The organism is Comamonas sp. UBA7528, assembly GCF_002479375.1.
Taxonomy (GTDB): Bacteria; Pseudomonadota; Gammaproteobacteria; order Burkholderiales; family Burkholderiaceae_C; genus Comamonas.
On sequence record NZ_DLMU01000003.1, the window covers coordinates 161,637 to 174,455 of the forward strand.

At 67.7% G+C, this 12,819-nt stretch carries 12 protein-coding genes; 7 read left to right on the forward strand and 5 right to left on the reverse strand.

From position 1 onward, the window contains the following. Nucleotides 1-123 precede the first annotated feature (123 nt). The 3 genes from cycA (at nucleotide 124) to B3349_RS03740 (ending at nucleotide 4,014) form a co-directional block, all read left to right on the forward strand. Nucleotides 124-1,566, forward strand: a complete 1,443-nt coding sequence (cycA, locus tag B3349_RS03730; protein WP_291586496.1) for a D-serine/D-alanine/glycine transporter — start codon at nucleotides 124-126, stop codon at nucleotides 1,564-1,566. A gap of 216 nt (nucleotides 1,567-1,782) precedes the next feature. Next, the gene (yddG, locus tag B3349_RS03735) at nucleotides 1,783-2,721 is read left to right on the forward strand and encodes an aromatic amino acid DMT transporter YddG (protein ID WP_291586498.1); all 939 of its coding nucleotides are present in this window, start codon (nucleotides 1,783-1,785) and stop codon (nucleotides 2,719-2,721) included. Nucleotides 2,722-2,787: 66 nt separating this feature from the next. Continuing rightward, entirely contained in the window at nucleotides 2,788-4,014 is a 1,227-nt protein-coding gene (locus tag B3349_RS03740) for an MgtC/SapB family protein (protein WP_291586500.1), read from the forward strand. Nucleotides 4,015-4,044: 30 nt separating this feature from the next. Here the strand turns inward: B3349_RS03740 and recX are convergent, their stop codons facing one another. Beyond that, entirely contained in the window at nucleotides 4,045-4,506 is a 462-nt protein-coding gene (gene recX / locus B3349_RS03745) for a recombination regulator RecX (protein WP_066538087.1), read from the reverse strand. Nucleotides 4,507-4,685: 179 nt separating this feature from the next. Beyond that, entirely contained in the window at nucleotides 4,686-5,804 is a 1,119-nt protein-coding gene (recA, locus tag B3349_RS03750; protein ID WP_066538084.1) for a recombinase RecA, read from the reverse strand. Between the two features lie 148 nt (nucleotides 5,805-5,952). On the opposite strand from recA, the gene B3349_RS03755 reads away from it, so the two are divergent. The 3 genes from B3349_RS03755 (at nucleotide 5,953) to B3349_RS03765 (ending at nucleotide 8,974) form a co-directional block, all read left to right on the forward strand. After that, on the forward strand, nucleotides 5,953-6,456 hold the full coding sequence (locus B3349_RS03755) for a MarR family winged helix-turn-helix transcriptional regulator (RefSeq protein ID WP_066538081.1): 504 nt from the start codon (nucleotides 5,953-5,955) through the stop codon (nucleotides 6,454-6,456). A gap of 288 nt (nucleotides 6,457-6,744) precedes the next feature. Continuing rightward, nucleotides 6,745-7,419 (forward strand): response regulator, encoded by a 675-nt coding sequence (locus B3349_RS03760; protein WP_066538078.1) that lies wholly within the window; start codon nucleotides 6,745-6,747, stop codon nucleotides 7,417-7,419. Between the two features lie 103 nt (nucleotides 7,420-7,522). Beyond that, nucleotides 7,523-8,974 carry a sensor histidine kinase gene (locus B3349_RS03765; RefSeq protein ID WP_066538071.1) on the forward strand — a complete coding sequence of 484 codons (1,452 nt, stop codon included), beginning with the start codon at nucleotides 7,523-7,525 and terminating at the stop codon, nucleotides 8,972-8,974. 58 nt (nucleotides 8,975-9,032) lie between these two features. Here B3349_RS03765 and B3349_RS03770 read toward each other — a convergent pair whose 3' ends face one another. Beyond that, on the reverse strand, nucleotides 9,033-10,004 hold the full coding sequence (locus tag B3349_RS03770) for a LysR substrate-binding domain-containing protein (RefSeq protein ID WP_291586506.1): 972 nt from the start codon (nucleotides 10,002-10,004) through the stop codon (nucleotides 9,033-9,035). A 107-nt stretch (nucleotides 10,005-10,111) separates the two neighbouring features. Here B3349_RS03770 and B3349_RS03775 point away from each other — a divergent pair, with 107 nt between their 5' ends. Next, entirely contained in the window at nucleotides 10,112-11,086 is a 975-nt protein-coding gene (locus tag B3349_RS03775) for a tripartite tricarboxylate transporter substrate binding protein BugE (RefSeq protein ID WP_291586508.1), read from the forward strand. A 119-nt stretch (nucleotides 11,087-11,205) separates the two neighbouring features. Here B3349_RS03775 and B3349_RS03780 read toward each other — a convergent pair whose 3' ends face one another. Together B3349_RS03780 and B3349_RS03785 are read right to left on the reverse strand one after the other, a co-directional pair. Then, the gene (locus B3349_RS03780; protein ID WP_291586510.1) at nucleotides 11,206-11,919 is read right to left on the reverse strand and encodes an SPOR domain-containing protein; all 714 of its coding nucleotides are present in this window, start codon (nucleotides 11,917-11,919) and stop codon (nucleotides 11,206-11,208) included. A 13-nt stretch (nucleotides 11,920-11,932) separates the two neighbouring features. Continuing rightward, entirely contained in the window at nucleotides 11,933-12,748 is an 816-nt protein-coding gene (locus B3349_RS03785) for a biotin--[acetyl-CoA-carboxylase] ligase (protein ID WP_291586512.1), read from the reverse strand. Nucleotides 12,749-12,819 lie beyond the last annotated feature (71 nt).

The window sequence follows — 12,819 nt, forward strand, 5'->3', positions numbered from 1 at the left end:
GCCGCAGCGGTTTATCCTAGGGTTTTCCCTTTTCGGATTTCCGGTTTCCTGCCAGCGGCAGTCGGGTGCCGCGGCTGCGGCGTTGCGGGTGCGCGGGTGGCAGCTTTTCAAAGGTTTCCCCAGATGACGCGCAAAGCACCCGGCACGGCCGGCCCCGAAGGTTCGGGCGACCTGCAACGCAACCTCACCAACCGCCACATCCAGCTGATTGCCATCGGCGGCGCCATCGGTACCGGCCTGTTCATGGGGTCGGGCAAGACCATCAGCCTGGCCGGCCCATCCATCGTCTTTGTCTACGCCATCATCGGCGTGATGCTGTTCTTTGTGATGCGGGCCATGGGCGAGCTGCTGCTGTCCAACCTGCAGTACCGCTCCTTCATCGACTTCTCGGCCGATTTGCTGGGCCCCTGGGCCGGCTTCTTCACCGGCTGGACCTACTGGTTCTGCTGGATCGTCACCGGCATTGCCGATGTGATCGCCATCTCGGCCTATGCGCAGTTCTGGTGGCCCGATCTGCCGCAGTGGGCGCCAGCCATCGCCTGCGTGGCCGTGCTGCTGGGCCTGAATCTGCTGACGGTGAAGCTGTTCGGCGAGATCGAGTTCTGGTTCGCCATGATCAAGATCGTTGCCATCGTGGCGCTGGTGGGCACCGGTCTGTACATGGTGGCCAGCGGTTTCACCTCGCCCGCTGGGCGCGGGGCCAGCCTGGCCAATCTGTGGAACGACGGCGGCATGTTCCCGCACGGGGCCCTGGGCTTCTTCGCGGGCTTCCAGATCGCCGTGTTTGCCTTTGTGGGCATCGAGCTGGTGGGCACCACGGCTGCCGAAGCCAAAGACCCCGAACGCACGCTGCCGCGCGCCATCAACTCGATCCCCGTGCGCATCATCGTGTTCTATGTGCTGGCGCTGATCGCCATCATGGCCGTCACCCCCTGGCGCGATGTGGTGCCGGGCAAGAGCCCGTTCGTGGAGCTGTTCGTGCTGGCGGGTCTGCCTGCGGCGGCCGGCATCATCAACTTCGTGGTGCTGACCTCTGCCGCGTCGTCGGCCAACAGCGGCGTGTTTTCCACCAGTCGCATGCTGTACGGCCTGGCGCTCAAGGGCGATGCGCCCGAATCCTTCCACCGCCTGTCGCGCGGTGGCGTGCCGGCCCGGGGCCTGCTGTTCTCCTGCGTCTGCCTGCTGGGCGGAGCCTTTCTGATGTGGGTGGTGCCGAATCTGGTGGAGGCCTTCACCCTGGTGACCACGGTGTCGGCGATTCTGTTCATGTTCGTCTGGTCGCTGATCCTGCTGTCGTACATCGTCTACCGCCGCCAGCGGGCAGCCCTGCATGCCGCATCCCGCTACAAGATGCCCGGTGGCGTGGCCATGTGCGTGGCCTGCCTGGCCTTCTTCGCCGGCATCCTGGTGCTGCTGACGCTGGAAGCCGACACCCGCCAGGCGCTGATCGCCACGCCCGCGTGGTTTGTGCTGCTGGGCGTGGCCTATCGGTTCCTGCGCAAGCGCCAACTGGCCGCCGCCGCGTCTGCCACGGTCACCCCGCTGGCCGCCAACACGCAGTCCTGAGCGACCCCGCGTGCGTTTCCCACCCAGGCCCTTGCGAGGGCCTTTTTTGCGCCACGGCCCTGCTGCGGCCATGCACAATGCCCTGCGCACGGTTGGCGCAGCGCGGCGGGAACGGCTTCGGCCGGCCGCTTGCGCAGGGGCGGTGAGCGCATGCGGCACGGCTTTCCGGCGTGCGCTGCCAGCCGCCCACCCTGTCATCCACCGTTTCTTCGCAGCATGTCCACTCCTGCTTCCCCTGTTTCGCACGCTGCTGCCAGCGTGCGCCGTGCCACCCTGATCGGTCTGGTGGCCGTGCTGTGCTGGAGCAGCACCGTGGGCCTGATCCGTTCGGTGTCCGAAGCGCTGGGCGCTTTAGGCGGTGCGGCCATGCTCTACAGCGTCAGCGCCGCGCTGCTGTTTGCGGTGCAGGGCGTGCCGCGCGTGGCGCAGCTGCGCAGCGTCTCCAAGGTGTACCTGGTGGGCTGCGGCCTGCTGTTCGTGCTCTACGAGATCTGCCTGTCCGTGGCCATCGGTCTGGCGCAGGACCGTGCCCAGTCCATGGAGCTGGGCATGATCAACTACCTCTGGCCCAGCCTGACCATCGTGCTGGCCGTGCTGTGCCGCCAGCAGGGCGCGCGCTGGTGGCTGTGGCCGGGCGTGGCGCTGTGCATCTGGGGACTGGTGTGGGTGCTGAGCGGGGATGGCGCAGGCAGCAACCTGCCCTGGTGGCAGGAGTTGCTGGCCCATATGCGCAGCAACCCGCTGGCCTATGCGCTGGCGTTCGCGGCCGCCGCCCTGTGGCCGGTGTATTCGGTGCTGTCACGCATCCACGGCGGTGGTTTCAACGGTGTGGGCCTGTTCGTGCTGCTGACGGCCGTGGTGCTGTGGGTGCAGTGGCTGGCGGTGGACACCGTGCCCCTGCGCTGGTCCTGGGGCGTAGGGCTGGAGGTGCTGGCGATCAGCGCGTCCACGGCCATCGGCTACAGCTGCTGGGAGCATGGCATCCAGCGCGGCAATCTGGCGGTGATGGCGGCGGGCTCGTATTTCGCGCCGGTGCTGTCGGCGCTGTGGGCCAGTCTGTGGCTGTCGGTGCAGCCGGGGTGGCCGTTCTGGCAGGGCGTGCTGCTGGTGACGGTGGGCTCGCTGGTCTGCTGGGGCGCCACGCGCGTGCGTTGACGCCGCCTTCCGGCGCGCCGCTGCGCTGGCGATAATCCGGCCATCTGCAACCTGGGCCGGAGGCGTATGGAAGGGGAAGCGATTTTTCGCGCGCTGCTGGCCGCCCTGGGTGTGGGCCTGCTGGTGGGGGTGGTCCGCGAGCGCATGCATCCCGGCCCGGCGCTGATGGCGGGCACGCGCACCCATGCCCTGGTGGGCCTGCTGGGGTGTGTGGCCTGGATGCTGGGCAGTGGCGTGTTCATTGCGGCCCTGCTGGCCGTGGCCGTGCTCACGGCGCTGGCCTATGGTTTCACTGCCCGCGAGGACCCGGGGCTGACGGGCGAAATCGCCCTGCTGCTCACCGCGCTGCTGGGTGGGCTGGCCGCCCGAGACGCGGCGCTGGCCGCAGCCCTGGGGGTGCTGATGGCCATTCTGTTGCAGGCCAAGGTGCCGATGCAGAAGCTCAGCCGCGAGTGGATCAGCGAAAAAGAGCTGCAGGATGCGCTGATGCTGGGGGCCGCGGCCCTGGTGGTCATGCCGCTGCTCTCCCGCAGTCCCGTCGATCCCTGGGGTGCGGTCAGTCCCCTGATGGTGTGGCGCATTGGGGTGCTGGTCATGACGGTGGGCATGCTTGGTCATGTCGCGCAGCGCTTGTTCGGCGCACGCTGGGGGCTGTCGATTGCGGGCTTCTTTGCCGGCTTTGCCTCGTCCACCGCTGCGGTCTCCAGTATGGGTCAACGTGCGCGGGTCGAACCGGCCCACACCGGTGCCTGCGCTGCGGCGGCGTTGCTGGCCAATCTGGCGTCGCTGCTGCTGTTCGTGGCCGTGGTGGGGGCGGTGTCGCCGGCCCTGCTGCAGACGGCTGCGGGGACCCTGGTGGGGGCTGGGCTGGCCTTGCTGGGGGTGGTGGCGCTGCTGTGGCGGCGCGCACAAGGTGTGCAGACCCAGGCGGCTGCGCCGACCGGCCGGGCCTTCCAGCTGTCGCAGGCGCTGTGGATTGCGGCACTGATTGCCGGGGTGTCACTGCTGGCGGCCTGGCTGGGCGCGCGCTATGGCAGCGCCGGGGTGCTGGCCAGCACCATGCTGGTGGCGCTGGCCGAGGTGCACGCCGCCGCCGCCGGCGTGGCCCAGATGGCGGCCAGCGGGGTGGTGCCGCTGGAGGTGGCGCATTGGGGAGTCCTGGGTGTGCTGGCCAGCAGCAGCCTGGCTAAAAGCGCGCTGGCCTTTGCCAGCGGGGGCGCCCGCTATGGCGTCTTGGTCACCGGCGGCTTGCTGGCCCTGGTGGCCGGCGGGGTCCTGGGCCGGCTGTGGTGAGGCGGGGCCCTGCACAGGGCCGATGCGGCATCAGCTGTGGTCGGGATCGGGGGGCTGGCCTTTGACCACCTTGCTCACCACCTCGCCACCAAAGCCCCGGCTGGACAGGAAGCGCATCTGCTTCATGCGTTCCTGGGGCGTGGCGGGCGGCTGGCCGAACTTCTGCTGCCACACTGCCCAGGCGCGGGCGTGTTCGGTGGCGCGCAGCTGTGCGGTGGCCGCACGCACGGTGTCATCGTCCAGGCCCTTGTTGCGCAGTTCCTGCACCACGCGGGCCGTGCCCAGCTTTTTGCTGCGGGTGTAGACCACGGACTGGGCCACCCGTTCCGGGTTGATGAAGTTCTTGGCCTCCAGCGCATCCAGCACGGCGGCCAGATCGTCGCCTTCGTCCACATGGGCGGCCAGCTTGCGCTCCAGCTCGAGCCGCGAGTGCTCGCGCTGGGCCAGCAGCCGCAGCGCGCGGCCGGTGAGGGAGAGTTTGGCAAAGCCCATGCGGTGCACGCTCCAGAAACAAAAAAGGCGCAGGGAACCCTGCGCAAAGATGGCAAACCTGTGTGGTGACGCGGCGGCGGGCAGCGACCGTAGGCCTGTGCGCTGCAGGCCGCAGGCAGGCGCTGCCCTGGCCCGGCGGCAGTCCCCTGGCGTGGCGAGGGGACAACCGCTCGGGGGCTTTAGCCGATCACGCCGTCTTCATCCACCGTGGCGTTCTTGTCGCCTTTCTTGCCCTTGGCGGGCTTGGCGGCGTCTTCGCCGGCGGCCACGGGCAGCAGGGCAATGCCCAGGCTGTCGCGCACCTTGTTCTCGATTTCCACGGCCAGTGCGGGGTTCTCGCGCAGGAATTCACGCGAGTTGTCGCGGCCCTGGCCGATCTTCTCGCCGTTGTAGGCATACCAGGCGCCGGACTTTTCCAGGATCTTGGCGTTCACGCCCATGTCCAGGATCTCGCCTTCGCGGCTGATGCCTTCACCGAACAGGATGTCGAACTCGGCGGTCTTGAACGGAGGCGAAACCTTGTTCTTGACGACCTTGACCTTGGTTTCGTTACCGATGGCTTCGTCGCCCTTCTTGATGGTGCCGGTGCGGCGGATGTCCAGGCGCACCGAGGCGTAGAACTTCAGCGCGTTACCGCCGGTGGTGGTTTCGGGCGAGCCGAACATCACACCGATCTTCATGCGGATCTGGTTGATGAAGATGACCATGCAGTTGGTCTTCTTGATGGTGGCGGTCAGCTTGCGCAGTGCCTGGCTCATCAGGCGGGCCTGCAGACCGGGCAGCTGGTCGCCCATTTCGCCTTCGATTTCGGCCTTGGGGGTCAGCGCGGCGACCGAGTCGATCACGATCAGGTCCACGGCGCCGGAGCGCACCAGGCTGTCGCAGATTTCCAGCGCCTGCTCACCGGTGTCGGGCTGGCTGATCAGCACTTCGCTCAGGTTCACACCCAGCTTCTGGGCGTAGCCGGTGTCCAGTGCATGTTCGGCGTCGATGAAGGCGCAGGTGCCGCCTTGCTTTTGCATCTCGGCAATGACCTGCAGTGTCAGCGTGGTCTTGCCCGAGGATTCCGGGCCGTAGATTTCGATCACGCGGCCGCGGGGCAGGCCGCCCACGCCCAGAGCGATGTCCAGGCCCAGCGAGCCGGTGGACACCACCTGGATGTCCTGGGCCGCTTCGCCTTCGCCCAGCTTCATGATGGTGCCTTTGCCGAATTGCTTTTCGATCTGGGCGAGGGCGGCAGCAAGTGCCTTGGCTTTTTCGCTGTTGGCGTCGGCGGACTTGGCGGCAATGGCGTTCATGAAAACTCTCCTTGGAAGGGTTTGGCGGGATGGGGTGCAGCCACTGGAATGAATAACAGGCTGGATGCTTGAACAGTAGTTTAGGGGTGCTGTTTTGCCAATTCCACAAATATTTAGTCAGTTTGCCTGACTAAATTACCATGGGGCCATGAGCGAACTTCCCCACGCCATTCCCCCCAGCGATGCCTGGCGCCAGACCCACCTGGGCCGGCTGCTGGGCCATGCCATGCGCCAGTTCGACGCCCGCGTGCTGCAGCTGATGGCACGCGATGTGGCCGTGCCGCTGGCGCTGTCCAACCTGGCGGCGCGCGACCAGGTGAGTGCGGCGCACATCCATATCACCCGCCACCTGTCGCTGGCGGGCGACCGCATCACCGACCTGGCCGAGCGCGCGGGCATGAGCAAGCAGGCCATGGCCGATCTGGTGGACCAGTGCGTGGCCTGGGGGTTGGTCACGCGGGAGTCCGATCCGCACGACCGGCGCGCGCGGCGCGTGTGCTTCACGCCCACCGGGCTGGACTGGCTGCAGGCCTTCCATGACGCCGTGGCCCAGGCCGAGGCAGAGTTTGTGGAATCGGTGGGCCAGGATGTGGCCACCGTGGTCCAGATTGGCCTGGAGGCCTACGCCGGCGACAGCGGCACGCTGGCCTGAGTGCCTGTGGGCAGGCGCGCGGGACGGCACGGTACCGTCTGTCGGCGCCAGCGGCCGGGGACTGCCGGATGCGCGCGGAAATGACTTGCATCAAGACCGGCGTGAATGTCAGCTTCCGTACAGGTGAACCGGGTGTTTTCCCGGGGGAAGTCCGCTGGTGCGGGGGATGGGCGGCTTCTAGAATGGTTCGGCTGGCCGACAGGCTGGTGCGGCGCACTTCACAGTGCCATCCGAAGCATCAAGACATAAACGACCGCGGCCCGACTGCGGCGCCTTCAGGAGACCCCCATGCGCATACTCATCGCCGAAGATGATCAGGTGCTGGCCGATGGATTGCTGCGCAGCCTGCGCGGCGCTGGTGCCGTGGTGGACCATGTGTCCAGTGGCAGCGAGGCCGATGCCGCGCTGATGACCAACGACCAGTTCGACCTGCTGATCCTGGACCTGGGCCTGCCCAAGATGCATGGGCTGGAAGTGCTCAAGAAGATGCGCAGCCGGGGCGATGCGCTGCCGGTGCTGATCCTCACCGCCGCCGACAGCGTGGAGGAGCGCGTGCAGGGGCTGGATTTCGGTGCCGACGACTACATGGCCAAGCCCTTCAGCCTGCAGGAGCTCGAAGCCCGCGTGCGTGCGCTGACGCGCCGGGGCATGGGAGGCACCAGCAGCACCGTCAAGCACGGCCCGCTGGTGTACGACCAGGCCGGGCGCGTGGCCACCATCGACGGCAAGATGGTGGAGCTGTCCGCCCGCGAGCTGGGCCTGCTGGAAGTGCTGCTGCAGCGTGCAGGCCGTCTGGTCAGCAAGGACCAGCTGGTGGAACGCCTGTGCGAGTGGGGCGAAGAGGTCAGCAACAATGCCATCGAGGTCTACATCCACCGCCTGCGCAAGAAGATCGAGCGCGGTCCCATCCGCATCGCCACCGTGCGCGGCCTGGGCTATTGTCTGGAGAAGATCAACCACTGAGGGGCTGCGCGCCCGGTGCGCGCGGCCTGTCCTGCGCCGCGGTGTCCGCCGTGGCGGTTTTGTTCCGGGCCACCTTTGCCGGCCCCTGGCGTGAACCTGCACCTTGAACATCTTCCAGCGTGAACAGCGGTCCCTGTTTGGCGAGATCCTCGACTGGATGCTCACGCCGCTGCTGCTGCTGTGGCCGGTGTCGCTGGCGTTGACCTGGCTGGTGGCGCAGGAGCTGGCCAACAAGCCGTTCGACCGTGCGCTGGAGTACAACGCCCAGGCGCTGGCGCAGCTGCTGGTGGTCAGCGACGGGCAGCTGCAGTTCCACATGCCGCGTCCGGCCAGCGAGCTGCTGCGCGCCGACGATTCCGACATGGTGTACTACCAGGTGCTGGGCGCCAAAGGCGTGCTGCTGTCGGGCGAGCGCGAGTTCCCCATGCCGCCGGAAACCGGCGGTGGCTTCGAAGCCAGCATCGGCCAGGTACAGCTGCGCGACGACGATCTGCGCGGCGTGGACATCCGCGTGGCCTCGATCTGGGTGCGGGTGCCGCTGGACCAGGAGGTGCTGGCACTGGTACAGGTGGCAGAAACGCGTGAAAAGCGCAGCGTGCTGGCGGCGGAAATCATCAAGGGCGTGATGCTGCCGCAGTTTGTCATCCTGCCGCTGTCGGTGCTGCTGGTGTGGCTGGCGCTGGCGCGTGGCATCAAGCCACTGCACCGGCTGGAAGAGCGCATCCGTGCGCGCAAGCCCGACGACCTGTCGCCGCTGAACCACAAGGCCGTGCCCATGGAGGTGGCGCCGCTGGTGGATGCGGTGAACGATTTGCTGCGGCGGCTGAACGATTCCATTGCCACACAAAAACGCTTTCTGGCGGATGCGGCCCACCAGCTCAAGACCCCGCTGGCCGGCTTGCGCATGCAGGCCGATCTGGCCCAGCGCCCGGGGACCAGCAACGAAGACCTGAAACGCTCGCTGCAGCAGATCGGGCGCAGCTCCATCCGCGCCACGCACACCGTCAACCAGCTGCTGTCGCTGGCCCGGGCCGAAGGCGCCAGCACGGCGCTGCAGCGCACTCCCTGCGACATGGCCGAGCTGGTGATCGAGGTGGTGCAGGACTGCCTGCCCCGTGCCATGGACAAGCACATTGACCTGGGCTACGACGGCGCAGAACCCGGCACCATGGCCCTGCAGGTCTGGGGCAATGCCACGCTGCTGCAGGAGCTGGTGCGCAACCTGGTGGACAACGCCATCAACTACACCCCGTCCAGCAATGCACAGCCCGGTCTGGTGACGGTGCGCGTGCTGCCCGATCCGTTCGGCCGCGTGGTGGTGCTGCAGGTGGAAGACACCGGCCCCGGTGTGCCCGAGGCCGAGCGCGATCTGGTCTTCCAGCCGTTCTACCGGGCGCTGGGCACCGAGGCCGACGGCTCCGGCCTGGGTCTGCCCATCGTGCTGGAGATTGCCCGCCAGCATGGCGCCCAGGTGGCGCTGGAAGATGTGCACCCGGGCCAGCCCATGCCCGGTGCCCGCTTCACGGTGCGCTTTCCGGCCCAGGTGGCGGAGTAGGGGCGGCGTCGAAGAGTGCGCCCAGCGGCACCGTGGCTTGCGGCCAGCCCGGTGCGTCTTATGCCAGGTCGGGGAACGCCAGCGCCGGGCGGGGAGAGGCAGACAGGCTGGCCTCGGCTTCGGCCGCCGCTTCGACCTTGGCCAGAAGCCAGTCGCGGAACTGCTGCAGCGGGGTCAGGTTGGCGCGCGTCTCGGGGTAGCACAGCCAGTAGCCCTGGTCGCTGAGCACGCTGTGCTGCGGCAGGGGCTCGCTCACCAGGCCGGCGTTGATTTCATCCTGCACCAGGCAGCGGGGCACCAGGGCCACGCCCATGCCGGCCTGCACGGCGCGGATGATGGTCTGGAACTGGTCAAACTGCGGGCCGCTGAGCGGGTCCATGTCTTCCACGCCATAGGTCTCGCTCCAGCGCGACCAGGCCTGAGGCACGGTCACATGGCGCAGCCGCGTGCAGTGCGCCACGTCGGCCGGGGTGCGGATGGTCTGTTCCGGGTTGCGCGGGGCGATCAGCACCACTTCGCGCCCGGTCAGGTAGTGGGCGCGGGTGTTGGGCCAGTGGCCGTCGCCAAACAGGATGGCACAGTCCAGCGTGGGGCTGCCAAAGTCATAGCCTTGCACATAGGGCACGAAATGCAGCGTCACCTGGGGGTGGCGGGTCTGGAAATCAGGAAGCTTTGGAATGAGCCACTTGGCGCCAAACGTCGGCAGGGTGGACAGGTGCAGTGCACCGCCGCCATCGCTGCTGGTGATCAATTCCAGCGTGGCAGACTCCAGCTGCGACAGCAGGGCGCGCACCGATTTCTCATAGCGTTCGCCCGCAGAGCTCAGGGTCAAACGTTTGCGGTTACGCTCGAACAGTGGCACGCCCACCCATTTTTCCAGCTCCTGTACCTGTTTGCTCACCGCGCTCTGGGTCAGGTGCAGGGCTTCGGCAGCGCGTGACACACCGCCAAACCGGGCTACGGTGGAGAAGGCCCGCAGCAGGTGGACAGGGGGCGTCAGGCGCCGCAGGGGTAACAGGCTGGAAGACACTGATTTGATTCCTTTAAGGAATGATAACAGGCACAGCTATTGCTTTTGTCAGCTGGACAAATCCCTTACCCTTCTTTTCTCTCTCCTCTGACTATCGGAATCCTCAGATGCAACGTCGTCACTTCCTCTCCTCCGTGGCTGCCGCCACTGCCGTGGCAGCTGCGCCCGGTATGGCCCTGGCACAGGACACCAGCCGTCCCATCCGCATCATCGTGCCCTTCCCGCCCGGAGGTGCTACCGACATGGTGCCGCGCAATCTGCAGGACGTGCTGGGCAAGCTGCTGAGCCAGACCGTGGTGATCGAGAACAAGGCCGGCGCCGGCGGCTCCATCGGCATGGCCGAAGTGGCCCGTGCCAACGACGGCGTGACCTTCGGTATCGCCACGCTGTCCACCCATGGCGTGAACCCCGCCGTGCTGAGCAAGCTGCCCTATGACGCCATCAAGGATTTCGTGGGCGTGACCGAAATCGTCAAGGCCCCGGGCGTGATCATGGTGAACCCCGCCATCCTGCCGGTGAAGAACTTTGCCGAACTGGTGGCCTACCTGAAGGCCAACCCCGGTAAGGTGTCCTACGCCACTCCCGGCAACGGCACCATCGGCCACATGTGGGGCGAACAGTTCAAGCGCAGCACCGGCACCGACATGCTGCACATTCCCTACCGTGGTGCAGGCCCGGCCATCAACGACGTGCTGGGCGGCCAGGTGCCCGTCTACTTTGACCAGGTGGCCGCGTCCCTGCCCCACGTGAAGGCCGGCAAGCTGCGCGCCATCGCCGTGTCCTGGCCCCAGCGCTTGGACGTGCTGCCCGACGTGCCGACCTACGCCGAAGCCGGTCACCCCGACCTGAACAACCCGTCGTGGTTCGGTCTGGTGGCGCCCAAGAGCATGCCTGCCGCCCAGGTGGAACGCGTGCAAAAAGCCGTGGTGGCCGCACTGAAGGACCCCGCTGTGCAAAAGCGCATGTCCTCCCAGGGTCTGTACCCCTCGGGTTCGTCCACTGCCGACTTCTCCAAGCAGATCCAGACCGCCGTGGCCACCATGAAGAAGGTGGCCGTGGACGCCAAGATCCAGATCGACTGAGTCTTTCCCCCAGGGGCCGCCGGCGTTGCCGGTCGGCCCAGGACATGGCAAAAAGAAAGCCCACGGCCGTCAGGCGGTGGGCTTTTTTGTGGTCGCCTGGGTCGCAGCGGTGGCGGTGCTCAACCTTCGCACAGGCGCAGCGGTTTGCCGGCCAGCGCGGGTTTGAGGCGTTCCATGCGGGCGTGCAGTTCCGGGGACACATGGGGCAGGCGCAGGGTGTAGAGCGTGGTTTCAGCCCGTTCCTGCACCACGCGGGCGCCGCGCACCCCCTTGCGCAGGAAGGTGGTCAGCTCGCGCGTGGCAGCCTCTTCGCTGGGGAAGCGGCCCAGCGACAGGCCGGGCTCCAGCGCGCCGGTGGCGCGGTCAAAACCCACGCCCTGCTGGCGCAGCTCGGCCCGGCGCGCATCCAGCGCCTCGGCGCTCGGGAACTTGCCCAGGTAGACCATCCAGCGGCCGTTGACGGCCGAGGTCTGCAGCTCCCATTGTTCGGCCGGGATCTCCAGGTCGCGCAGCGCGGTGCGCACGGCCACGACCTGTTTGTCGTCGAAGGTGCCGGCCTGCCAGCAACGGCCGGGTCCGCTGGCGGCGGTGAGGGTGGCGGTGTCCGGAGCGGCCGGTGCCGCCGCGTCGGTCGCCGGGGGCGCAGCCGGGGTGGCGCGTGCCGGCGGCGTGACGGGGCCAACCTGGATGGCTTCCGGGCGCATCTGCTGCTTGAGCCGGAAGGCTTCGGACTGGGTTTCGGGCTGCCAGCCCAGGGAGGCCATCCAGCCTTGGCTCCAGGCCAGGTAGCCGGCATTGGCCAACAGCAGGGCAAGCAGGGTGTGTCGCAACATCGTGGAGCGCAGTTTAGCGGGCCGGGGCCGCAGGCGCGGCGGGTGCTGGGCGCACGCTGACTTCGGAGCTGGTGATCTGCTCCAGGCCGCCGGCCGTGCGCACCAGCAGGGCGCCATCGGCGCCCACGCCCTCGGCCATGCCGTGGGTGCCGTCACTCAGGCGCACCGGGCGGCCGCGCAGCAGATCCCGGGCGGCAAATGCGGTGCGGAACGGGGCAAAGCCTTCGGCCTCGAAGCGCTGCAGGCAGTCCACCAGCGCGGGAATCACCGTGGCCAGTGCCGTGGGCGCATCCCAGCGCGGGTCCAGGTCCTGCAGGCAGGCTGGCGGAGTGGACAGATTCTGTTCATGCCGGGGGCGGATGTTGATGCCCACCCCCACGATCACCTGGCGTGGGCCGGGGCCGAAATGTGCGGTCTCGATCAGGATGCCGGCCAGCTTGCGGTCGCCTTCCAGCCACAGGTCATTGGGCCATTTGATGCCGATGCGCGGCTGGCCGCTGGTGCCACCGCCGGGCTGCAGTGCCTCGGCCAGGACCTGGCCCACGGCCAGCGACAGGCCGGACCAGTCCTGGGGGGTCAGCGGCAGGCCCAGCGAGAACATCAGCGAATCGCCCAGGCTGCTGGCCCATGGCTTGCCCATGCGGCCCCGGCCGGCCGTCTGCTGCTCGGCCACCAGCAGCGTGGGGGCGGTGTCGCCGGTGCGGGCGCGGCGCATCAGCTCGGTGTTGCTGGAGTCCACACTGGGCAGGATGTCGATGGTGAAGCCCGGCAGGCGCGGGGCCACGGCTTCCCACAGGGCTTCGGCGTTCCAGTGGATGGGTGAGGTCATCGTGGTTCTTTCTTGTTGTTGCTTACCGTGTGCGCCGTACGGTGCCGGGGGCGCCCCGCAGCGCGGCGGGC

Coding starts and splice junctions, on each gene's coding strand:
- cycA (WP_291586496.1), top strand. CDS start 124: ATGACGCGCAAAGCACCCGGCACGGCCGGCCCCGAAGGTTCGGGCGAC.
- yddG (WP_291586498.1), top strand. CDS start 1,783: ATGTCCACTCCTGCTTCCCCTGTTTCGCACGCTGCTGCCAGCGTGCGC.
- B3349_RS03740 (WP_291586500.1), top strand. CDS start 2,788: ATGGAAGGGGAAGCGATTTTTCGCGCGCTGCTGGCCGCCCTGGGTGTG.
- recX (WP_066538087.1), bottom strand. CDS start 4,506: ATGGGCTTTGCCAAACTCTCCCTCACCGGCCGCGCGCTGCGGCTGCTG.
- recA (WP_066538084.1), bottom strand. CDS start 5,804: ATGAACGCCATTGCCGCCAAGTCCGCCGACGCCAACAGCGAAAAAGCC.
- B3349_RS03755 (WP_066538081.1), top strand. CDS start 5,953: ATGAGCGAACTTCCCCACGCCATTCCCCCCAGCGATGCCTGGCGCCAG.
- B3349_RS03760 (WP_066538078.1), top strand. CDS start 6,745: ATGCGCATACTCATCGCCGAAGATGATCAGGTGCTGGCCGATGGATTG.
- B3349_RS03775 (WP_291586508.1), top strand. CDS start 10,112: ATGCAACGTCGTCACTTCCTCTCCTCCGTGGCTGCCGCCACTGCCGTG.
- B3349_RS03780 (WP_291586510.1), bottom strand. CDS start 11,919: ATGTTGCGACACACCCTGCTTGCCCTGCTGTTGGCCAATGCCGGCTAC.
- B3349_RS03785 (WP_291586512.1), bottom strand. CDS start 12,748: ATGACCTCACCCATCCACTGGAACGCCGAAGCCCTGTGGGAAGCCGTG.